Source organism: Cobetia sp. MMG027, from assembly GCF_027947415.1.
Lineage (GTDB): Bacteria > Pseudomonadota > Gammaproteobacteria > Pseudomonadales > Halomonadaceae > Cobetia > Cobetia marina.
On record NZ_JAQJIO010000001.1, the window covers coordinates 344,418 to 367,531 of the forward strand.

The following is a 23,114-nucleotide window of genomic DNA, read 5'->3' on the forward strand; positions in this document are numbered from 1 at the left end:
CCCGCTTCATGAGACAAACTGGATTTTTTAATGTTCAAGTTGAATGGAGTTCATGATGGTGGCGAGCGTCTGTCTGGTTCGGTGAAAACAGGCGAAACGAACGGGGGTAGGCGGGCTCAGCAAGCGTGCAACGTGAGCCGCAGAGACGTTGACGCGAGAAGTGGGTAAGAAGGGAAAAAGGGGTAAGAGGGGAAAGAATTGAAAAACACACAGGCCCGAACTTCCGCTCGGGCCTGTGTGTGTGGCAAGCACCTGACGCTTCAGAGCATGACACCCTCATGCACTCTTCTCGTTCTTCATACTCGGCCATGAAGATGCAGCTGGCTCATGAGGCGAGTGGCTGATGATTGGGCGCCACCAGGCCGTGGCGGCGCATGCGGCGGTAGATGGTGGGGCGTGAGACGCCGAGTTGGCGGGCGACCTGGCTGACGTTCCAATCCGTGTGGCGTAACAGCTCGAGCAGTTCGCTGGCGTCCGCATCAGCTCCTGCAGATGCGAACGCTGGAGAGGCCGGGTTCGAGGAAGCGCCGGAAGCAAAGGAGGAGGCAGTGGCAAGCGGACCGGCAGCCCCGCGGGCGCTGCCGGTGTGGGTCTGGCAGACCTCCGGCAGATCATGCAGGGTGATTTCATCGCCTTCCGCGGTGGCCATCGCGAAGGCAATTGCATTGCGCAGTTGGCGGATATTGCCCGGCCAGTGATGACTCAGCAGTGCACTGATGGCGTCGGCGCGCAGATGGAGTGACTGATCACGTTCGGCCTGCAGGTCCGCATGCAGCTTGCGTATGAGGTAGTGGCGGTCGGCACGCTCACGCAGCGCGGGCAGCAGGAGTTCGGCGCCGTTGAGTCGGTAGTAGAGGTCTTCGCGGAATTGGCCGCTGGCGATCAGCTCCGGGACATCACGATGCGTGGCAGTGATGACGCGGATATCCACCTTGATGGGCGTCTCGGCCCCCAGTGGCGACACCTCCCGCTCGGCGAGGACGCGCAACAGGCGTGACTGAAGCGGCAGCGGCATGTCGCCGATCTCATCCAAAAAGAGCGTGCCACCGTCGGCTTGTTGGATCAGGCCACGCATGCCCTTGGGTCTTCCTCCCGTGAAGGCGCCCGGCAGATAGCCGAAGAGTTCGCTTTCAATCAGTGATTCCGGAATGGCGGCGCAATTCACCGCCACGAAGGGCGCCTTGGCGCGTGGCCCGCTGTCATGCAGCGCCCGCGCCAACACTTCCTTGCCGGTACCCGTCTCGCCACGAATCAGGATGCTCACGCTCTCGTGGCGCATGCGGCGCGCCAGCTTGAGCAGCCGGTGCATGGAAGGGTCATCTCCCGCGAGCTGGTCCAGTTCGGGCACCGGGTCATCCTGCTGGCTGACGGTGGGGAGGGCCCGCACTGGATAGCCGCGTGGCTCGATCAGCGTCACGAAGACGATGGCGTCATCCGCCCGCAGGCGGAAGGCGCGAATCTGGTCCCGGCTGGCGTGCGGAATGCTCAACAGCTCATTGAGCTCCCCATCGAATAGCTGCGTGACGGCGGGCAGGGTGGAGACCGTCCACGGTGGCCAGCGCGCCAGATGCGCATCAATCAGACGCCGGCCTTCGTGGTTGGCGGCGATCACCTTGCCATCTTCCTGAATGGCAAACAGGCCACGACCATTCAGGTGCACGAATTCCCGCGCGGTGTCGAAGCGCAGGATCAGGCAATCCCGATAGCGATGCAGGAAGTAGGCGTCCTCGATCATGCGGGCATGCAGGGTGACCAGGGAGAGCGCAAAGGTCTGGCTCTCCTGCGGGCGGGGGGATTTCAGTGCCGAGATGTCGAGAGCAGCGATCACTCGGCCCTGGGGATCGGTGATGGGGGCCGCCGTGCAGGTCAGGTCGATGTGGGTAGCATCGAAGTGCTCACGCTGATGGCAGGTGACGGCAGCGCCATCGTGCAGACAAGTGCCCGCCGCCGAGGTGCCGGCATAGCGCTCGTTCCAATCCGAGCCGAGATAGAGGCCCGCGCGCCGCAGCTCACTCAACTGATCACGCTGCCCCCGAAAATCCACCGCGATACCGCGTTGATCGGTGAGGATCAGCGCATAGCCATGTTGTGCGATCTGACTATAGAGCCGCTCCACACCGGCACGCGCCACGTGCAGCAACTCATCCGCCGATTCCTGATGATCGCGCAGTGCCTGCTGAGTGAGAACCCGGACCGGGCGAGGGCGGCTGGGGTCGAGCTGGTATTCCTCTAGGCAGCGCTGCCAGGAGCGACGGATGACATCTCGCTGAGCCTTGGGGAAGGCATCGCGGCCTTCGCCCAGTTGCATCAGGGTCTGGATATGCTGCCGCTTGTCGGACGGCATCGTTTCGAGTTGGCGGATCATGGCTGCCTCGGCGCTGGCCGTCTTGAGACGGCTCTTTTGATTGTGGCGATGGCGCTTGTGAAAGTGACTATGGCGCTTGTGAAAGTGGCAAGCGCAGTTGTCACGACAAGGACCATGGCAAAAGCGGCGTGTGCTCCTTCAAGCGTATGCGGTGTGGCGGGAGCGTCAATCACCCTGTCCTGCCTCCTTGGTCGGGGCGTTACAGGTGTAACGCGACGTGTCAGGCGTACGGCGTACAGTTGTCACGAAGAAGGTAAAACGCCCAGCGAGACGAAGAGGGTGGTGATGCGGTAGTGGCGAATATTTGTCATGCACGACAGGTGCTTACGAGCCTTGTCTGTCGTGCATGACAAAGCTGGCATGCTTGATGCCTTGGATGGAGGGCGTGACTACAACAACCAACAACACGCGGAGAGACGCCATGACCGCACGCACGCCAACTCAGATCGCTCAGCAATGGCTCGATGATTTCGAGTCCTCCCTGACTCAGCGCGATATCGCCCGGGTTCTCTCGTTGTTTGGCGAGGAATGCTACTGGCGCGATTTGATCGCCTTCACCTGGAATCTCAAGACCTCAGAGGGCAAGGATGAGATCCAATCGATGCTCGCGGCGACCCTCGAGCATGTCGCTCCCTCTCGCTGGCAACTGGATGGTGAGGCCAGTGAGGCTGGCGGCATCGTCGAAGCCTGGTTCACCTTCGAGACCGCAGATGCACGCGGCAAGGGCTTGTTGCGCCTGAAGGAAGGGCGCTGCTGGACGTTGTTGACCGCCATGCGCGAACTCAAGGAATTCCCCGAACCGCTGGGTATGCAACGCCCCAAGGGCGCCGAGCATGGTGCCAACAAGCAACGTGAGACCTGGCTTGAGTCGCGTCAGCGTGAAGAGGCTGAGCTGGGCTACGAGCGCCAGCCGTATTGCGTGATCATCGGTGGCGGTCAGGGCGGCATCGGGCTGGCCGCAAGGCTCAGACAGATGGATGTGCCAACCATCGTGATCGACAAGAATCCACGTGCGGGCGATGCCTGGCGCAATCGCTACAAGTCCCTGTGTCTGCATGATCCGGTGTGGTACGACCACATGCCTTACATCCCCTTCCCGGCAAACTGGCCTGTGTTCGCGCCCAAGGACAAGGTCGCGGACTGGCTGGAGATGTACACCAGGATCATGGAGCTCAATTACTGGAACTCCACGGCTTGTGAGAGTGCGCAGTTCGATGAGGCGAGCGGCGAGTGGGTGGTCGAGGTGGTGCGCGACGGTAAGCCCGTGACCTTGCGGCCCAAGCAGCTGGTACTGGCCACGGGCATGTCGGGCATGCCCAATGTGCCGCACTTCCCGGGAGCCGAGACCTTCGAAGGCGAGCAGCAACATTCCAGTCAGCACCCGGGGCCGGACGCCTATCGTGGCAAGAAGGTGGTCGTGGTGGGGGCCAACAATTCCGCTCACGATATCTGCGCCGCGCTGTGGGAGCACGATGCAGACGTGACCATGCTGCAGCGCTCCTCCACGCATGTGGTGAAGTCCAACTCGTTGATGGAAGAGGCGCTGGGGCCGCTCTATTCCGAGCAGGCAGTGCAAAACGGCATCGATCACCACAAGGCGGACCTGATCTTTGCCTCGATTCCCTACCGGATACTGCCTGACTTCCAGCGCCCGATCTTCGAGGCGATCCGCAAGCGTGACGCCGACTACTACCGCCGGTTGGAGGCGGCGGGGTTCCTGCTCGATTTCGGCGATGATGACTCGGGCCTGTTCCTGAAATACCTGCGACGCGGCTCCGGCTACTACATCGATGTGGGCGCCTGTGATCTGGTCGCCAATGGTGACATCAAGTTGCGCAGTGGCGTTGGCATCGAGCGCATCAATCCGCGCTCGGTCACTCTGACCGATGGCTCGGAATTGCCCGCTGATCTGATCGTCTATGCCACCGGCTACGGCTCGATGAATGGCTGGGCGGCACGAATCATTTCACAGGAGGTCGCCGACAAGGTTGGTAAATGCTGGGGCATGGGCTCCGATACGCTCAAGGACCCCGGTCCCTGGGAGGGCGAGCTGCGCAACATGTGGAAGCCGACCCAGCAGCAGGCGCTGTGGTTCCACGGCGGCAATCTGCACCAGTCCCGCCACTATTCCCAGTATCTGGCGCTGCAGCTCAAGGCGCGACTCGAGGGTATCCCGACGCCGGTCTACGGCCTTCAGAAAGTCCACCACCTGAGCTGAGGCCGGTGGCGCTGGGTAGTGTTCCAGCGTCATGGCAGCGGCGCAGTATTTGCAGGATTCAGTGAGAGATTCAGGAGACGACTCATGCAGCTGAACGACAAGATTGCACTGGTGACAGGGGGTGGGCGCGGTATTGGCCAGGGGGTCGCGCTGGCGTTGGCCAAGGCGGGTGCGGATGTCGTGGTGGCGGATCTGGATCTCGCCATTGCCCGCGAGACGGCGGCAAAAGTGGAGGCGCTGGGTAGACGATGTCTGGCGCTGCAGGTTGATGTCTCGGATGCGGCATCGGTGCGGCGCTTGATCGAAGAGGCCGAAGCTGGACTTGGCCCACTTGATATCGCCGTCAACAATGCCGGCATCATCGGTATCTACTCCATCGATGCACTGACAGTGGAGGAGTGGGATCGCGTCATGAACGTCAACGCCCGAGGGACCTTCCTGTGCACTCAGGCCGAGGTCGCCGTGATGCGCTCACGCCGCTTCGGGCGGATCATCAATGTGGCCTCGATGGCCGGTAAGGTCGGCTTCCCTGACCTGTCGCACTACTGTGCCTCGAAGTTCGCCGTCATCGGCTTTACCAACGCCGTCGCCAAGGAAGTGGCAGCGGAAGGCATCACCGTCAATGCGCTCTGCCCGGGCATCGTCGGCACCGGCATGTGGCGGGGTGAGAGCGGACTCTCCGCGCGCTGGAGCGAAGAAGGCGAAAGCGAGCCCGCTGCATGGGAGCGCCTGCAGAAGAGCCTGCTGCCCCAAGGAGTCGCTCAGACCCCTGAGGACATGGGGCAGCTGGTGGTCTACCTCGCCCAGGCCGAACACGTGACAGGGCAGGCCATCGCCGTTGATGGTGGCTTCACGCTATGAGAAGGCAGTGAGCCAGCATTGAGTCAGTACTGAGAGCAAGGCTGAGCTCAGTGGCTGACGGCAAGGGATCATCGCATCACACAGCGCCGCCCTCCGGCAACGGAAGGCGGCGCTGTGGTGTCTTCTGTGCAGTGCCTTCAGGCCCACTCACCCTGCGCTGAGCGGCCAGTGATAGGAATCAATAAAGGTGAACGGCCTCCAGGCGGGCGAGCGATGCCCCTTGTTCATCCATCAGCGTCAATGTTTTGCCTTCTATCTGCCACCCCGACACGTCATTGAGTGTTGCGAGGAAATCGCGTTCGAGCGTCGCTACTTCACCGGGGCAAGCCATGCGCGTGGTGGCCAAACGGCCGAAGCCGAGTTCTTGCTCGTCATGGTGATATTCCCCCATCAGGCGATTGCAGCCGGTGGAACCGGCCACTCGCGAGTCTTGTGTATGCAAGACGATATGGGCTTCACGCTTGCCATCCACCACGGGTGTCGGCTGGTCCTCGAGTGCCACCAGCTTCCAGTAGGTGTTCTCTAGCGGCTCGTCGACGGCTTGAGAGTCGGCGGAGGATTGAGCGCCTGCGCAGCCGCTCAAGGTGAATACTGCGCTCATCACGGCGGCCCATGTCATCACTCGATTGTGTTTCATCCTGGTCTCTCCTTAATGAAATGGGGCTATTCTGCGCTGGGTTTGGGGTGGTCCAAATATGTGTGACATCTTGGCGACCCTGGAGGTTCTGCTGACACGTACGCGATAATTCGGTCAGTGTGTAACTTATGATTATATTATATTTGGTAAATATATAAGACGAAAGTTGTGAGCTAAGAATACTCAGAAGACACAGAGCAGGGCAACGTGGGTGCTCAAATCTTCAACTCCGAAGCGTTATCGGAATAAGCCGAAATCAGGCTTCATTTTCATTAACGCGATACTTAATTTTTCGTGATGCTGCTAGAGACATCGTTCAGCTCCTCTCAACATGCGAGCTCAGCCGCTTTGGACGACACGGTCAATATGCCGTCCTGCATGTGTGAGAGAAGGTAATGACCAAGACAATACTCCCCCAAGATGATGGATCTAATGGCTGGTATCACCAGTTGGAAACACGTTTTGATGCCAACGAACTCAAGCACGACAAGCAGGTGGACTGGCTTGTCATCGGAGCTGGCTTCACTGGGTTGGCAGCCGCTCGTCGACTGGGGGAGCTGAGGCCTGACAGCTCGGTAGTACTGCTGGAAGCGTTACGTGTCGGGCAAGGGGCGTCGGGGCGTAACTCAGGATTCGTGATCGACCTTCCTCACAAGCGTGACCTTGAGGGTCATGATGATGCGCGTAAGCAACATCAGCTCAAGCTCAACCGTCAGGCAATAGCGGACCTGGGCCATCATGTCGAGCGTTTTGGTATCGAGTGTGGCTGGTCCATCGAGGGCAAGTATCAGGGAGCGGTGGGGGAGCGTGGACTGGCGTTTCTCACTCATTATGAGCAATGTCTCAAGGCGCTGGATTATCCCTATGAAAGGCTCGATCGTGAGGCGTTGGCCACACGCTTGGGGACTCGGCATTATGCGTCAGCGATTTACACGGCGGGTGGTGCGCTGATGCAGCCGGCAGCACTTGTCCGAGGGCTGGCAGATAGCTTGCCGGCAAATGTGACTTTACATGAGCAGACGCCCGTCACGTCCCTCACTCGCGAGGCTGGGGGCTGGATAGCCACGACACAAGCAGGGAGTGTCAGGGCCAAGAAGGTGATTCTTGCCTCCAACATCTATTCGGGGCAATTCGGATTCCTGCGCAATAGAATGCTGCCGGTGATGACCTTTGCCAGCATGACGCGCCCTTTGACGCATGCAGAGCGTCGAGGATTCCTGAATCGTCAGTGGGGCCTAACGCCCGCCGATCATGCTGGTACAACGTTACGCATGACAGATGATTTCCGGTTGATGGTGCGAAATCAGTATCGCTACGTCCCCAAGTATCACGATGACTTGAATGAACGTGAGGCTATCCGTCAAGGGCATCGAGAGTCCTTCCTGGCTCGCTACCCTCAACTGGCACATGTTCCCTTCGAGTCCACCTGGGGCGGGGCGTGTGGTTTGTCGACCAACTTCGAGCCCTGGTTCGGCAAGGTTGCGGACGGCGCCTGGATGACAGGGATACATCAAAGTGTGGGTGTCGGTCGTGGCACCATTTCCGGGCGATTGCTGGCGGAAATGGCATTGGGTGAAGATTCCGAGCTGCTTTCGAGCATGTTAGCCATTACTGGCAAGCCTGGGCGAAACCCTCCACAACCTTTCCTTGGGGTAGGAGTGCGTGCCCGAATGCGTCATGCAGCTTGGGCCAGTCGTAGCGAGTTTTGATAACGCCTTCACGTAAGCCAGAAGGGGAGATAACAGACATCAGGGCGCCATGCCTTATGTCATGAGGAAGTCGGTGGAGCGGGTGGAAATACAACCCAAGGCGCGATTCACCAAAACAATATCAAAAAACGAGTGGAGAACTGAATGTGAATATCTGGGATCTTGTCCTCGACATGGGGATCGCGAGTCTATTGCTGCTGTTGGCCAAGGTCATTCGTGTCCGCGTGCCCTTCATACAACAAATGTTTATCCCGGTCTCGATGATTGCCGGTCTGCTCGGACTGTTGCTTGGCCCTTACGTCCTGGATGTCTTGCCTTGGTCAGAGAGCTTTACCGCCTATGCCGGGGTGCTGATCACGGTGATCTTTGCCGCAGTAGGGCTGGCAACTCAATTTCCGGGCCCACGGGAAGTGCTGGGACGTGCTGGTTCGCTATGGGCCTTCAATCAGACCGTGACCGTAGGGCAATGGTGCGTAGGCCTCGTGGTGGGTGCGATGATGGCAGCGACCTTCTGGCCGGAGCTCAACGCAGGCTTCGGGCTCATCATGCCGGCAGGTTTCATGGGCGGTCATGGTACTGCTGTTGCCATCGGGGAATCTTTCCGTCAACTGGGCTGGGATGATGCCACCACCCTGGCACTCAGTTCTGCTACCTTCGGTATCTTTGCGGCCATCTTCCTCGGGATGGGGTTGCTCAACTATGGAGTACAACGCGGTTGGTTGAAGGGATTGCCGCGCTTTTCCGAGATGGATAGTGAGCTGCGCTGCGGTCTGGTCAAAGAAGACAAGCGTCGAGTGCTGGCCCGGGAGGGTATATCTTCCATCTCGGTGGATGTCTTTGCCATTCATACTGCCATTGTGTTGGTCGTGACAGCGCTTGCCTATCTCATGAGCCTCTCATTGTCTTCACTGCACGACATGGTCTCGGTACCCAAGTTTGCCTGCGCTTTCCTGATTGGGTGTATTGCTCGCGTGATCTTGCAAAAGGCGGGAGCTGCACGTTTTCTGGATGATGGCATCTTCAATCATGCTGCCGGAGCCTCGACGGACTTTCTCATTGTGTTTGGTATCGCTTCCATCCAGATTTCAGTGCTAATTACCTACGCTGTGCCGATGGCACTGTTGATGGTCGCGGGGCTGATCATGTGCCTCTTCCTTGTGTTGGTCGTTGCACCGCGCATGTTGGGGGCCGAATGGTTCGAGAAAGGGATCTTCAGCTGGGGGTGGATGACAGGCACTGTCGCGATGGGAATTCTCTTGCTACGAGTCGCAGACCCGGAGATGAAAAGCAAGGTGTTGGATGATTACGCAATTGCTTATGTGCCAGGTGCAGTGGTGGATATCCTGCTGATTTCACTCATGCCAATGCTCGTGCTGAGTGGGTACGGCTGGCAGGCGCTTGGAGGGATGCTGGTATACATCGCTGTGGTCCAATTGCTCGCTCGGCTTTTCCGAGGCTCATCTGTCATTGCAGGGGGTGGAGCTGCCAGCCGTAGCTGAAAGACGGCCTGGCCAGCAAGTGCGTGATATAGTGAAAGTCATTGGCTCCTGTGGGAAGACGCCCCTGCAGGAGCTTTTTTTGTTTACTTCCAGGTATTTCTCATCATGGCAAGCCTTCCGCCTCGTTCTGAGCTCCCCGATCTCCGTCAACTACAGGCGTTCTGTCAGATCATCGATTGCAGCAGCATGGCAGAGGCCTCGCGACTGCAGGGGGTGACGCAGTCGGCCATGTCCCAGTCGTTGTCAAGATTGGAAAAGCAGCTGGGAGTGGCGCTGATTGATCGTCAGTGCCGCCCACTGAAACCGACAGTGGCGGGGGATCGCCTCTATCGGGAAAGTCAGACACTCTTGAGTGAAGCACGAGGGGTAATGGCCAGTGTCAGCCATGCCACGATCGATGCGACACGCTTTCTCCGCTGTGGATTTGTGGATTCGTTTGCCTCTGTCTTTGCTCCTGTCGTCGTGAATCGACTGGGGGACAAGGTGGAGGAGCTGACTCTTCGTTCGGGGTTCTGTGAGCCGAATGAGCAGAACCTTTTGCAGCGAAATATCGATGTCGTCGTAACTTCCAGTGCATTGGAGCATGTGCATGGCCTGGAGCGTTATCACCTTTTCAGCGATCCCTATCTGCTGGTATTACCGCCGGATCGACAGGTGTCATCATTGGAAGAGATGGTCAGACTTAGTCAGGAGTTGGGAATGATCCGGTATTCCCGGCATTCCCGGATGGGGCTGGATATCGATATTCATCTGCGCCGCATGGGGTTGGAGAGTCGCCGCAGGGTCGAGTTCGATACGACAGATTCTCTGTTGGCCCTGGTACAGGCCAATCTGGGATGGGGCATCACCACGGCTCTCAGTCTGATGCACGCCAGGCATGAAGCCTTTCGTGTGCGCGTGGTGCCCTTGCCGGGGGCAGTCTTGCAACGTGGGCTGTATCTGCTTGCCTGGCAAGGGGAACAAGGCTCTTTACCCTTGGAGCTGGCACGTTTTTGCCAACAGCACTACCAACATGTCATCAAACCAGAGTTCGATGACATGTTGCATATTCGTTGAGGTGATCGCCAAGGCGCTTTGATCAGCTGGATTGTTCGAGCAATGCCTTCCAGTTTCCGGGATAAACGGCATACCCGAATAGCGCATGGCCTCGATACTTCAGCCAGGTGCCATTGGGCAGCCACAGCATCTGCCCCGGTGTAATGATGTGCGTTTCCTCTCGTGTCTCTACGATCAACTCACCGGTGATCACGAAGATCACCTCGTCGTATTTGACCGTCCACTCGACCTCGGCACCTTCCCAGCGTGCAAAGCCGGCCCCCATGGTTTCACTCAGTTCCGTCGATACGGTACGCCCGACTTCGGCATGTCCCGGTGGGCCTCCTCGATGGGTAAAGGCCGTGTCTATATGATCAAATTTTATCGCTGTCATGTATGTCCCTTCAGTAAATAATAAAACCGGTTCACAACAGAGTACCCACAGTGAGTGTGATGAGCCGGACACGTTTTATTTGAAGGTACGTTATGTCAGTAATGACGCAGGAGATCGAGTTGTATTAATAAACTTAATGGGAGGTATAAGACACGCTATAGCGCATTGACGTACTGAGCCCTTGCAGCTTTGACGTTTGTATATGGTGTCTTTGATACGGTGTTGGGATCAGCGTCGGATGAGTTTTTGGTAGGTGGCTTGGATAAGGGGCGTGGATGTCCAACGCACGTATGCGTCGAGAAAACGCTGCCACGCTGGTATCGGTAACATTGCCCGCTCTGTGCAGCATCTCGTACGCTAGGCTGAAAGTGCACCGATGCTAGTTGGGTCGGGAGAGTCAACATGAGAGTCAGCAAGGAGTTGTCATGCCAGCCACCCGCACGCCCTCGTCCGCCAGGGAGCGGATACATCTGTGGTGGGATCTATTCATCATCGTGCTCGTGATCGCCAATCTGGCATTGCTGCTGTTCGATAGCCTCTTCCTGATTCCCCCGCTGAACACGGCCTTCGAGGCTGTGACACCCGGGCTGCATGCGGCCTATGAGCAGAACATCCACGCCAATTTCCTCTCCATCGACCTGGCGTTCGTCGCCGTCTTCCTGCTCGATGTGCTGGCGGGGTGGGCAGTGGCCATTGCGGAGCGACGCTATCACCGCTGGTTCTTCTATCCCTTCGTGCACTGGTATGACGTGCTGGGGTGTATCCCGCTGAGCGGCTTCCGTGTGTTGCGTGTGTTGCGTGTGATCTCGCTGCTGTTCCGTCTGCAACGCCTCGGCATGATCGATGTTCGCCGCTGGTACCTCTACGGAGTGGCGGCCAAGTATCTCGATATCCTGCTGGAGGAGCTGACGGATCGTATCTCCCTGCGCATGCTTGACAACGTGCAGCAGCAGTTGCGCGACAGCGATGACCTCTCATCCTCGGTGATCGAGCGTGTGGTGGAGCCTCGCAAGCAGGCCTTGATCCAGGAGATCAGTCAGCGCCTCGAGACCATGGCGGGGGATGTCTATACCCAGAATCGCGACGATACCCTGCGCTATGTGCGGGGCCTGGTCAGCCGTACCCTTGCGGAGAGCCCGGAGCTCCAGCGTGTCTCGCGCCTGCCCATGGGCACCCAGCTGACGAAAGGGCTCGAAAGTTCGCTGTCGGATCTGGCCTGTCACCTTGTCGATGAAGCACTGGTCGGCCTGCGCTCCAAGGAGTTCTCGGCATTGGTGGGGCATCTGGCAGAGAGTGGTTTCGATGCCTGGTCGCGCACTGACCCCAGGACGGAGCAGATCACCGAGCAGGTACTGATCGACATGTTGGATCTGCTCAAGGAGCGCATCGCCGTGAAGAGCTGGCAGAAGAAATACGAGTGAAGCCAGGTGTGCCTGCATAGCCATATCGCGACTGGCCAGCGTGCATGACAACTCTCTGCGCGGGGCAACCCTTGAAAGTCGGCCACGACCTCCCGACATCAGTATCTCGGCAATGGATTTGCAACACCCAAAAGGACGTCTCGATGTCATATGCACCGCAACCCTTGAGCGATACTCACGACCTTGAGCAGGCGAAGGCGTGGCTAGGTACCTACCAGCGAGTGCGAGCTGCTACCGAGGCGATCTGTGCGCCGCTGCACAAGGAAGACTACATGGTGCAGAGCATGGCGGATGTTAGCCCGCCCAAGTGGCACATCGCCCATGTCAGCTGGTTTTTCGAGGCCTTCATCCTGAAGCCGTTTCAGCCCGGCTATCAGACGCTCGATCCCGCCTATGATCACCTCTTCAACTCCTACTACGAGACCCATGGCGTGCCGTTCCCGCGCGCCGAGCGTGGCGCAATCTCGCGCCCGACCGTCGACGATGTCTATCGTTATCGCGCACACGTCGATAAGGCCATGCAAGCGCTGCTGGAGAATCCGCCTGAGGAACATCTGCCGGAGATTCTGCGTCGCCTGGAGTTGGGCCTACCGCATGAGCAGCAGCATCAGGAGCTGCTGTTGATGGACATCAAGCACATCCTGGCACAGAACCCGCTGTGCCCGGCCTATCGGGATGATCTGGCGCCAGGCTTGGCACCGACGCCTGCGCGGGAGGTGCCGCCGCTGGGCTGGCTGGCCTATCCAGCCGGGATTCGCGAGATCGGCCATGATGCATCCGAGGGTGGCTTCGCCTACGACAACGAGATGGGCCGCCACCGTCAGTTTGTCGAAGCGTTCCAGATGGCGGATCGTCCAGTGACTAACGGCGAGTTTCTCGCCTTCATGCAGGACGATGGATATACCACTCCCGAGCACTGGCTGGCGGATGGCTGGGCGACGGTCAAGGCGGAAGGTTGGCGAGCACCGCTTTACTGGGTCGAACGCGACGGCGTCTGGCATCACTACACCCTGGGCGGCCTGGTGCCAGTGGATCTGAATGCGCCGGTCTGCCACGTCAGCTTCTTCGAGGCCGATGCCTACGCACAGTGGGCGCGCGCGCGCCTGCCCACCGAGGCCGAGTGGGAGACCGTCGCTCAGGATGTCCCACTCACGGGTAACTTCGTCGACCAGGATCATCTGCAGCCAGTCGCGGCCGCGAGAGCCGAAGGCACGCCGGGTCAGATGTTCGGCGATGTATGGGAGTGGACGGGCAGTGCCTATCGTCCGTATCCGGGCTTTCGCAAGTTGCCGGGCAGTCTGGGCGAGTACAACGGCAAGTTCATGTCCGGTCAGATGGTGCTTCGTGGGGGCTGTTGTGCCACGCCCGCCGACCACATCCGCGCGACCTATCGCAACTTCTTCCCACCCGAGGCGCGCTGGGCGTTCTCCGGCTTTCGTCTCGCCAGGGACGGTGGGGCATGATGGGCTGATCCCGTTCAGAACGCGTTGCCAAGCAACTTCATCTGTCGCTTTCACCTGCCACTTTCATCTTCCAATCCGTAAAGGAGTGTTCATGGCCGGCCACCCCGAACCGCGTATTACGCTGCATCCGCTATCCTCACGCGTGCGAATTCTGGTTGGCAAAACGGTGATCGCCGACACCGGCAACGCGCTGGAATTGCGCGAGAAAGGCTATCCGCCGAGGCTCTACCTGCCGCGTATCGATGTGGCAATGGCGAAGCTCTCGGTCTCTCACACCGTCACCCATTGTCCCTTCAAGGGCGACAGCACCTATTACTCGCTGCCAGATCTTCCTGATATCGCTTGGAGTTACGACCAGCCCATCGAGGAGATGCAGGCGATCGCCGAGCGATTGGCATTCGATGCTGACAAGGTCACGTTGGAGATGGAGTGATTCAGACGAATGGCTCGCCGCCAACCTGATTCCCTCGTCGATGCACAACGATTCACCGTGCTCTGCTTCAGAGATAAACCGATAGAGAACAGTGGCTTGGCGTTCGCCAGAGGGTTAGAATCCTGCAGCTTGGTGCACCGCGCTCAGCCATCGGGTGCAGTGCAGCCTTATCTTTCCCTTATCCAGACTCAGTACTCCGGTTGGACGAATCACCCCGCTTGATTCCTTTCCGTACAGGCTGCACCAGGAGTCAAGACAGTGGTTGTCCCTTCGAGCATCGCGCCAGTGATGAGTGTACTGCTATGCCTCGTCCTGGCGTCTTTCGTCAGTCGTTACCTCAAGTCCCCCCGCATGAAAGGTCGCATCGGCGAGTGGCGGGTGCGTTGGATGGCACGTCGCCTCGGCAAACAAGGCTACCGAACGCTGCACAATGTCACCCTCAAGACGCCGAGCGGGACGACCCAGATCGATCACGTCCTGCTGTCGCGTTACGGCTGCTTCGTGCTGGAAACCAAGAACATGAAGGGCTGGATCTTCGGCAGTGAGCATGAGGCGAACTGGACCCAGCAGTTTCCTTGCCAGTCGTTCAGCTTTCAGAACCCGTTACGTCAGAACTACAAGCATCTCAAGGCGCTGGAGACGACGCTTGGCGTGCCATTCGAACACCTGCATTCGGTGATCATTTTCGTTGGTAGTGCCAGGCTCAAAGGCGAGATGCCAGCCAACGTGACGCGCGGCACTGACTTCGTTCCCTTCGTACAGTCATTCCAGAACCCCGTCTTCAGCGAGGCGCAGGTCGAGGCCATGCATGAGGCGCTGCTGACGGGGCGTCTGGCCCCGACTCGGGCGACGCAGCGTGCCCATGTACAGCACCTCAAGCAGCGCAATGCTCCACAGGTGAGACGTGAATGCCAGAAATGCGGCAGCCGGATGGTGCTGCGCACTGTCAAGGCCGGTGCGCGAGAGGGCCAACAGTTCTGGGGATGCTCGGCCTATCCGGAGTGTCGTGCGACACAGACGGTGTGATGCTTGGATTCAGGGAATAAGTGCTGCAATTATTCTATGAATCCAAAAATTATCCCTATAGGGATAATTAGCCAGACATAGCGAAGCTAACCATAAATTTTCCCTGCAGGGAAAATGGTTAGTATGCGGGCTGTGAGCGCTTTGATTTTTCTCTTTCATGACAATTGAGGGCGATCAGGCTGTCAAAGTATCAAGGAGATCATCGCACCACGCATGAACTGCTAATGCTCCATCCGTGTGTACAGACTCGGACGGCCCACTGCACCTCCTGATTCATCCCGGCTGCGGAGCGTGAGATGGCGCAGGTGGACTCTGAATGCAACACCGCAAGTGATGGAGGGTGATGCATCGGGGTTGGGCTATCTCTAGCCCGCCGTCCACCTGCGCTTCGGCTTCGATAGGCGACAGCCAGTATGCGAGTATGCGGTCTTCGCCTTCAGCGTCGCTTCATCAGCTCTAGAAGTACCTCACCATGTATCTCACCCAGCACATGCGTGTAGTGATGTGTCAGTGTTTGAGAGTTGCGGTGCCCGATCAACTTGGCGAGTAACTCGAGACGATGACCTCGTACCTTGGCATCTTTTTCCAGTACGTCGTAGACCGCTCGGCGGCAGTTCGCCAGTGCTGGGGGAGTGAAGGACCAATGCCCTCGGCAGGCGGAGGAAAGACGATCCAGGAGCTGAGGGTAGTCGTCGCTGTAGAGGCGAAGTACGAGCCACGAGATCGCGTTGTGCCTCAAGAGATGAAAATCGAAGTGGATGTCCTCCAACTTCAGTCCGGGCGTGAGGGCACCTCGGAGAGACTGCCGGGCCCATGCCATGAGCGGGGTCAGCAGGCTCTCTCTTGAATAGCCCAGCGGAGAGCTTTCTGGCCCCAGCAAGGCAATGTTCTTCAAACGATGCTGGCCAGCAAAGGACTCTCGGCGCCTATCAATCCATTCTTTCACCAGCGTCATCAATTCTGGGGATATCAAAAGGTGAAGAGGAATGCTGCGACGAGCATTTGCGGTCTTCCCAGCATGGATTTCTACGTAACAGTAGGTGGGGCCGTCATCTCCCGGCTGATTGATGATGACGTCATGCAGTGTCAATGCCATGACTTCTCCAGCTCGCAGGCCCCCGTAGTAGCCAAGGAGGAAGGCGATCAGCCAGCTGCGCCGCAATCCACTCCGTCTTCGGGAGAGCGCCCGGGTCAGATGTTCCGCCTCGTGCGGCATGATCAGATGTGTACGCAATGTACTGATGAAGCGACCTCCCTCACCCTGCACGGGGGGAATACCCGTTAATCGATCGTTACCTTGGCAGAAGCTGATGAACTGATTGAACGTCTGGAAGAAGTTGTGGGACGTCGAAGTGTCCCAGCCTTTCTGAGTCGGTAGCTGTTCGCTGATCGCCTCCATCAGTTCTCCATCCCAGAGCGTCAACCATGGGATATCGGGCAACATCATCAAGGAGGTGGGCGTCAGTCGACTCAGGTAAGTCCTGAGCGTGCTGGCTTTGTTGCCTTGAGTGCTCGATTGATAAGACAGCCATAGCAGTATCCAGAGTGGGTAGCTGTCTTCGCCCAGCATGTGTATCAGCTTCTTCGCGTAGCGAGACGTAATGGCGTCATGCCGCTGGATCGCAGATTCCCCTCTGGGGGTTATCAGACCTTCATGCTCCAGTTCGGTGATATACGCATATAGCTGGTTGCCTGCTTTCACATACCAGTCTGTTGATAGTTGATCCTGCCGGTATCGGGAAGAGGTAGATGGTGACGATTCGTTGCTCCTGTCGCCTCCTCCCATAAGAAGTTCAGGGGTGTGAAGATCGGTCTCGATGTCTTTCGGTTCAGAGACATCCATGGCGCCGGAAGCGCTTGACGTACCGGAGGTAGGGAGGGATGCCGCCGATAAAAAGAGGCTTTCGTCATGCTGCCAAGGAGAACGCCAGCTACACACCGGCAGGGGATAGCGCCGAAGCAGCTGTGACCAGATGGGCGCAGGGCCCAACAATGTCGTGCACCGAAAGGCATGACGAAGCAATGATCGAACACTCTTCAGCGAAGCGGAGGAACCAGTCCTGCGTGGTGCCTGGCTATCTAGCAGCTGTGACAGACCGGTGACCAAGAGCTGATCCAGATGGGCAGCTCGCGCTTCTAATGGACTGTTCAGATCCAGCGTAGCATCCGAGGAGAACCACCATACATCGGCTCGCTGGGAGGAGGGGGCAGGGGACTGACGGCAAGCCCTGAGTAGCCTCCTGAGATGATTCGGGATTTTTAGCCGGTAATGGGCTGGATGTGATCGAGATAACCCTGGCAGACAGCCGATGAACCAATAGTGAGGGCCGCGCTTGGTGTTCAGGCGTGGCAGGTGCTCTGGGCTCAAGTTCAGCAAGGTATGGCGAATCACTTCTTCCTCCATCCCTAGCAGGGTACCCATGCTCAGGGCCAGGAAGAGAAGAGACTGCTCTGGCGTGCATTGGTTGGCGGGAATGCTCTGCAGGGCGCGTACCGAATCCAGCACCCGTTGCTGAACCTTGATATCTCGTGATGAGGTAGCCGCGGATGAGGGTCTGACCGGGCGTTTGATACTGGTTGGAATCGTAGCCTCGAAGTCAGGCTCTCGGTTGAGATGAGTCAGTACAAGCGCGACTTCCTTGGTGACCTTTCGGGAGCTGAAGTCAAGTTCAGTTTCCTTGGCAAGCTGGATGGCGTTGCGAATCAAGGCTTGTACATCTCGCTGGTTCAAGCGTATGGCATTGTGTCGAGCGCGAGACGGCTTGGTGGAAGGCGCACTTTGCGCTCTAGCCTGTGCTCTGGTTACCTTTTTCTTATGCCGTCGCCAGGCGTAGCGTGCGACATTCTTGCGGAAATGTCTGAGCTCTTCAGAAGAGGAGAAAAGGCGATGACCTGGATCATCCCAGCGACGGAATATCCTACCCAGTGTTTTCGAAAGCTCGATCGGAGACAGCTTCGGAGTTGTAAGCTCTTGGTGCGTGGCCTGGGCAGGTACATCGGTTTTCTTCCGAAGGTCAATGGGGGTAACAGCGCTCATCCTCTATCTCCTTGAATGGCTGGTCCGGCGTGCTCAATGGGCCATGGGAGGTCGTCTCTGTGAAGCAGATCCGGTGTCAAGCCGCATAGTCTGGCGATATCGGTTAGTGCGCTTCGTGTCGCCGATTGAATCAGGCTCCGATCACTGGCCGGGGATTGGAGTGAGTGCCCCTGGGTGGTGTGCCCAGCGAGTGCGCTAAATTCAGCGTGAGAAAGTCGCGATTGGAGCGCGGTGAGCATGCTGTGGCGCGTGATATTGGAAGGCTGGTGGCCCCACTGGCTCAATTCAGTTGCTAAAGGCGAAGGCATGAATGTTGGAAGATCCTTGAGCCACTGTCGCCAGTCAGCATGCTGCATGCGTTGCTGCGTCAACATCATTGTCGAGGCATTGAACTTCCATTGAACGGGGTAGGCGACTTGTTCATGCCTAAGAAAGTCTGCTTTGCCACCGTGGCGTTTCCACCATCGTTGCCATTCCTCCCGCCACTCATGCTGAAGCCGGAGCAATGCGCCAAGGGCAGGGACAAGTGGAATTTGGCGGCCTTCCTGTGCCCGAGCCGAATCCTTGTCGCGTAGCCAGAGCGTATTTTCCAGCTGCTCACATTGGGTTTTGGATCCAATTGGGCGAGCCAAGGTGCAGAGCTGCCATGCAAGTAAGGTCAGCGCTCCCAGTATCTGACCTTGCCGGGCAATGGCTTCGCCGACTGCCCGTAAGTCGCTACTACGATTCCCTTGTGAGGTAATCAATGAGGTAACCAGCATGGCGTGGTTCTTGGTAAGTTGCGTCAGCAAATGAAGCGGACGTTTGAAATAGCTCGGCTCCTGGGCTTTTGTGGATCCCACGGTGTGATCTTTGCGAGGTGTACGACAGTCTTCTTCTAATAAGGGAAATAGGCCAAGCGCAGCTTGAGCCGAGAGAAAAGCCTTCTGAATCTTGTGCAGAGGTATCGTTCGATACGTTGCCGGGGCAGAGAGTGAGAGCGGGAGCTCGCCTCGCAACCAGGTCGCGATTACTTCATCTTCACAGGCAGGCACCACCCAATGATGATGACTGGCAGACACGCGCCTCAACGTCAGGGTACTTCCCGGGCGATTATCCCCCCAGCGCTTGAGTTTTTTCTCGATTATTGATTTCAGTGCTTTGAAAGGCTGGGCGCCGGGGAGCCATACCTTTTCGGCCATGAGTGAGTGATTGAGAGCGTTGGGCAAGGGCAACGTGATGATGGTTTCGGTAGGTGCCTTGTTGACAGAGTAGTGGAGTAGCCCCTCCTCCGGTGACCAGCTGGGAATTTGATCCAGCGTCTGGCAGATGATCCACTCACGATTGCTGTCGCTATTGAGGGGCAGCTTGGGGGATCGGGAGATTACCGTCGTCTGCAGCAAGCGCTCAGGTGCTATTCCACTGCAAAGTAGAATGCTAAGAAATGCCAAGGCTTGTCGGTTTGCAATGGCACTCTCAGATTCTATGAGAAATTCCTCATCTTTCGGTGGTTGGAAGATACGTAAAGCTGCTAGAACCTCTTCTTGTGGGCGTAGGCTGATGTCTGCAGATGTCTTGAGACTGCGGGCCTGTTGCAAGAGCTGTACGCTCTCAAGGTGAAGCGCCTGATCGCCTTGTGAAAGCAGCGTGTTATGGAATAGCTCTTTCACTGGGTCGAGGGGTGAGATACTGCTTTGGTTCAGATCATTAGATGATGATTCATTCTGATTTTCATTGTCATCCGTGAGCTCTTCATCATCCTCTATTAAGGCATGGTCAAGTGCTTGGATTGACCTGTCAAGGGAGCGATAGTCGGTATATTCAGCATGAATTTTGTAAGATTTGTCACTGGCCCAAAGTGGCGAATCACGAAGAATGGTATCGACATGTTGGCGTCTTTTTTGATTTTCATTGCGAGCTCTATGCTGTTTTATTATTGGGCTACGAGTGAGCTGGCTCGACTGATAAATTTCGTCAAGCAAAGCTCGTGTCGCTTTCTTATTGCGCAGATGGTTGGGATGCTCCGATAGACGATCAGTTGCTGTATCATAGGCATAAAGAAACTGTTCGAGCAGCTCCAAATCAGCATCAGAAAAATGCTCGGGAGGAGGAACTAACTGCTCTCCCAGGGTAGGGGAAATGGGTCTGGGGAAACTGTTGTGAATATCATCCAGGTCGCCCCAGTCAAGTAGCCGCTTAAGCGTCTTTCTAAGCTCAAGTATCTGGGCGTAATATTTGATTGCAGAGCCACGTCTCACAGTACGACGAGGCTGACAAAAAATCAGTCTAAGCAGCTTTCGGATACTGCTTACGCGAGGATCAGTGAGCGATGTAAATCGGTAGTTCACCGTGTAATGAAGGCAGTGAGACATTCTATGATTTCGATGTGACTCATCTTCCATAAAAAATTGGCTTTCTAGAAACTCTTCTACTTGGGGCACAAGGTCTGGCACCGAGTAATCGGCGGCAAAGAGGCGAGCACTGAGGCGATATTCTGAGGCAATCAAGGGTGGGAGGCTCCTCTTGAGCCACTCCGGTATAAGGGGCCAGCGGGACCCGATCGCATTGAGGTCGTAATTAGCCAATATTTGGTCAGGTAGTTGGTGTTCACTCACGTGAAATCCTCCTGTTTATCAGTAAGGCGAACTTGAAAGTGCAAGTCCCATTTGCGGATTCGAGTCGGTTTCCTCCTTGTTATTCGAGTGCTTGCTTTTTTCTTTAGCGTTGCTTTTCTTATTGATATCTGGTTGCTGCTTCCTATTATCTTTTCGTTTACTATGAGCGTTTTTATTATTTGTTTCAGCGGCAGTAGCAGCGTGTACCGTATTCCTATCTTTAGATACACCGCTTTGGTGAGTATTTGTGTTTTTATTATTTGTTTCAGCGGCAGTAGCAGCGTGTACCGTATTCCTATCTTTAGATACACCGCTTTGGTGAGTATTTGTGTTTTTATTTATTTCGTTCATAAATTTCCTGATCGAGTCAACAGAATAACGATGCCTGAACATTGATGAGATTTGCTTGCGTGTTATTGGCAAGTTTCGTTGAGTGACTACATTGCTCCATGCGTATTGTAATCTTTCATCACTAATGAAGTTTATAAGTATATGGTTCCATAATTTCTTTTCGTTTATTTTGATATCGCCAGTGGTATGTAGGTTGTGGATATTGATCCATTCCCAGCCAAGCTCGAGCAGAGGCTGTAGCACCTGGTAATAGAATCTCACCACCTGGACTTCATCTTCGTTGAGTCTGCCGATATCGATCTCGATGCAAAATACACTTTGTGAAACGGGCACTTTCTGTGTGGATACGATGGCTTGGATGACATGAAAATTCACGAACTCCTCGGAAGTGTGAGTCGACTGAACGTTGCTGCAGAAGCGGACAGGCGCTAGGGGCAGGCTCTCTGTCGCGACCGTTGGTCGAAAAGCATGCTCCTCGTTCATAAGCTCGGCGGTGTCCACCTCGAGTACTCGCTGATAGATGACAAGCGTCTTGTCAGCGCTGATTTTCACTAGTGACGGTGTATAGGTAGCATCTGGCATATTGATGACTCCAACGATAGGCAAAGGGGGGCCGAGACGTATGAGAGAATCATTCGTCGAGTTCATGTCCAGCAAACGCGAGTAACTTTGAGTAGTGATGATCAGTCGAGTAATACACCCGACCTGTAGAACGATATCTCTGGGAGTGCCGCCTCCTGATATATCCAAGATGAATCAGTGTGTACTAATAGCATAACTCAAGTGGCAAGAATCTAAGGTATCTTTTAACCGTCAAAATCGACCGTTTCGAGAGCATTAGGGATTCTTGGCGTCAAACTTGGTAGGTATTTTGTATTACGAGCCCTCGAGCGATTGCTTTTGTCAATTCATCGATTATTGAACGTTAATGCATTGCTCATGTTTATCAAAAGTCGTTGGCGCTGTTTTCGAAAGGGTCTGCGACCCGAATGTACTCCGTCAAGGTGCTGAGATGCCTGTGACCTGTCACGCGTTGTATCTGCTCCAGGCTCTTCCCCCGCAGATGAGCTTCAGTGATCAGGCCAGCACGCATGCTATGTGTGCTGAATCCGCGTGAAGCCAGGTTTGACCGCTCAAGCCCCCTGATCAACGCATTCTGAAAAGCAGTTCGAGAGAGTTTCGAGCCTCCTGGCCTGCCGCCCAGCGAGACGCTGCGAAATACCGCACCTCTCTGGATATGGGCGGCTTTCAGCCAGCGATACAGGAGATTGACGGGGCAGTAGGGGAGCGAGGTATCCGCATGGTGAATAGCTTTGACTTCATGACGTCCTTCTTGATTGGTCTTGCTGCGGGAGAGCCTGACCAACACGCCTCGTGTATCCCATGTGAGGTGCTCGACACGAAGGTTGAGGACTTCGCTGTAACGAAATGCTCCATAGAACGTCAGGCAGAACATGGCGGCGTCGCGCAGATCTCGCAACTCGCTCAAATTCAGGCTATTCAGCAGCTGATGCAGATCGTCTCGCATCAAGGCTGGTGCACGTTTCACCGGCACTTCATTGAGGCGTGCACAGCCGCGCATGACCCCCTTGATCATTTGCTCATTGCCCAGGGTGGGGCAATTCATGACAAGGTGCCAACGCCGTAACGAGCACAGCTGTCGCTTGAGCGTATTCGGTTTATAACCGTCCTCGAAACACCGGGTGAGGTAGTTGGCAATCTCCGTGTCGGTGCTGGGGAGGGTGCCGCCACGTCTGAGAAACATCCGTATGTCGCTTTGGAAGGCTCGGATGGTACTCGGTGCAAGGCTTGCCATGATCAGCTTTCGTGCCGAGACCGTCAGGCAAAGTCCCGGCAGAGAGTCCTGGTTTCCCTGATAGGGGATCACTTGCATTGCCTGATGTCTCCGTCTTTGAGGCGGGTGGATGCCTGTCGGTGGTCTGGACACCATGAGGGATCTCCATCGATGTCGAAAAGTTGGAATGATGGCCGACATGCGCTTGTGAGGCGGCCAACCAATTTCACGCTATCACCCTTCGTAAATCAGCCAACCCGAAATGCATGCCTCAGA

16 protein-coding genes are annotated in these 23,114 nt (G+C 56.6%); 9 read left to right on the top strand and 7 right to left on the bottom strand.

Annotated elements, in window-relative coordinates:
• Positions 1–325: 325 nt before the first annotated feature.
• Positions 326–2,365, bottom strand: coding sequence for a sigma-54-dependent Fis family transcriptional regulator (locus PJK54_RS01500; RefSeq protein WP_271302030.1), 2,040 nt, complete (start codon positions 2,363–2,365; stop codon positions 326–328).
• Between the two features lie 421 nt (positions 2,366–2,786).
• On the opposite strand from PJK54_RS01500, the gene PJK54_RS01505 reads away from it, so the two are divergent.
• Positions 2,787–4,583 carry an NAD(P)/FAD-dependent oxidoreductase gene (locus PJK54_RS01505; RefSeq protein WP_271302031.1) on the top strand — a complete coding sequence of 599 codons (1,797 nt, stop codon included), beginning with the start codon at positions 2,787–2,789 and terminating at the stop codon, positions 4,581–4,583.
• Positions 4,584–4,667: 84 nt separating this feature from the next.
• A complete protein-coding gene (locus PJK54_RS01510; protein ID WP_271302032.1) occupies positions 4,668–5,444 on the top strand; it encodes an SDR family NAD(P)-dependent oxidoreductase in 777 nt (258 codons plus the stop codon).
• Between the two features lie 178 nt (positions 5,445–5,622).
• Here PJK54_RS01510 and PJK54_RS01515 read toward each other — a convergent pair whose 3' ends face one another.
• Positions 5,623–6,081 carry an META domain-containing protein gene (locus PJK54_RS01515; RefSeq protein WP_271302033.1) on the bottom strand — a complete coding sequence of 153 codons (459 nt, stop codon included), beginning with the start codon at positions 6,079–6,081 and terminating at the stop codon, positions 5,623–5,625.
• 395 nt (positions 6,082–6,476) lie between these two features.
• Here PJK54_RS01515 and PJK54_RS01520 point away from each other — a divergent pair, with 395 nt between their 5' ends.
• The 3 genes from PJK54_RS01520 to PJK54_RS01530 all read left to right on the top strand — a co-directional run bounded on the left by PJK54_RS01520 (position 6,477) and on the right by PJK54_RS01530 (position 10,345).
• Entirely contained in the window at positions 6,477–7,790 is a 1,314-nt protein-coding gene (locus PJK54_RS01520) for an NAD(P)/FAD-dependent oxidoreductase (protein ID WP_271302034.1), read from the top strand.
• Positions 7,791–7,936: 146 nt separating this feature from the next.
• On the top strand, positions 7,937–9,289 hold the full coding sequence (locus PJK54_RS01525) for a sodium/glutamate symporter (RefSeq protein ID WP_271302035.1): 1,353 nt from the start codon (positions 7,937–7,939) through the stop codon (positions 9,287–9,289).
• A gap of 105 nt (positions 9,290–9,394) precedes the next feature.
• On the top strand, positions 9,395–10,345 hold the full coding sequence (locus tag PJK54_RS01530) for a LysR family transcriptional regulator (RefSeq protein WP_271302036.1): 951 nt from the start codon (positions 9,395–9,397) through the stop codon (positions 10,343–10,345).
• 22 nt (positions 10,346–10,367) lie between these two features.
• Here the strand turns inward: PJK54_RS01530 and PJK54_RS01535 are convergent, their stop codons facing one another.
• Positions 10,368–10,718, bottom strand: coding sequence for a cupin domain-containing protein (locus tag PJK54_RS01535; protein ID WP_271302037.1), 351 nt, complete (start codon positions 10,716–10,718; stop codon positions 10,368–10,370).
• Between the two features lie 425 nt (positions 10,719–11,143).
• On the opposite strand from PJK54_RS01535, the gene PJK54_RS01540 reads away from it, so the two are divergent.
• The 4 genes from PJK54_RS01540 (at position 11,144) to PJK54_RS01555 (ending at position 15,061) form a co-directional block, all read left to right on the top strand.
• Positions 11,144–12,139, top strand: a complete 996-nt coding sequence (locus tag PJK54_RS01540) for an ion transporter (RefSeq protein WP_271302038.1) — start codon at positions 11,144–11,146, stop codon at positions 12,137–12,139.
• A gap of 143 nt (positions 12,140–12,282) precedes the next feature.
• The gene (egtB, locus tag PJK54_RS01545; protein ID WP_271302039.1) at positions 12,283–13,602 is read left to right on the top strand and encodes an ergothioneine biosynthesis protein EgtB; all 1,320 of its coding nucleotides are present in this window, start codon (positions 12,283–12,285) and stop codon (positions 13,600–13,602) included.
• A 91-nt stretch (positions 13,603–13,693) separates the two neighbouring features.
• A complete protein-coding gene (locus PJK54_RS01550) occupies positions 13,694–14,035 on the top strand; it encodes a DUF427 domain-containing protein (RefSeq protein ID WP_271302040.1) in 342 nt (113 codons plus the stop codon).
• 351 nt (positions 14,036–14,386) lie between these two features.
• Positions 14,387–15,061, top strand: a complete 675-nt coding sequence (locus PJK54_RS01555) for a nuclease-related domain-containing protein (protein ID WP_271302041.1) — start codon at positions 14,387–14,389, stop codon at positions 15,059–15,061.
• 436 nt (positions 15,062–15,497) lie between these two features.
• Here PJK54_RS01555 and PJK54_RS01560 read toward each other — a convergent pair whose 3' ends face one another.
• The 4 genes from PJK54_RS01560 to PJK54_RS01575 all read right to left on the bottom strand — a co-directional run bounded on the left by PJK54_RS01560 (position 15,498) and on the right by PJK54_RS01575 (position 22,937).
• On the bottom strand, positions 15,498–18,098 hold the full coding sequence (locus PJK54_RS01560) for a site-specific integrase (RefSeq protein WP_271302042.1): 2,601 nt from the start codon (positions 18,096–18,098) through the stop codon (positions 15,498–15,500).
• Complete coding sequence (locus tag PJK54_RS01565; RefSeq protein WP_271302043.1) at positions 18,095–20,584, bottom strand: hypothetical protein; 2,490 nt, start codon at positions 20,582–20,584, stop codon at positions 18,095–18,097. Before PJK54_RS01565 ends, PJK54_RS01560 begins: the two co-directional genes overlap by 4 nt.
• A gap of 126 nt (positions 20,585–20,710) precedes the next feature.
• Complete coding sequence (locus tag PJK54_RS01570; protein WP_271302044.1) at positions 20,711–21,625, bottom strand: hypothetical protein; 915 nt, start codon at positions 21,623–21,625, stop codon at positions 20,711–20,713.
• 364 nt (positions 21,626–21,989) lie between these two features.
• Positions 21,990–22,937, bottom strand: coding sequence for a site-specific integrase (locus PJK54_RS01575; RefSeq protein WP_271302045.1), 948 nt, complete (start codon positions 22,935–22,937; stop codon positions 21,990–21,992).
• Between the last annotated feature and the right edge of the window lie 177 nt (positions 22,938–23,114).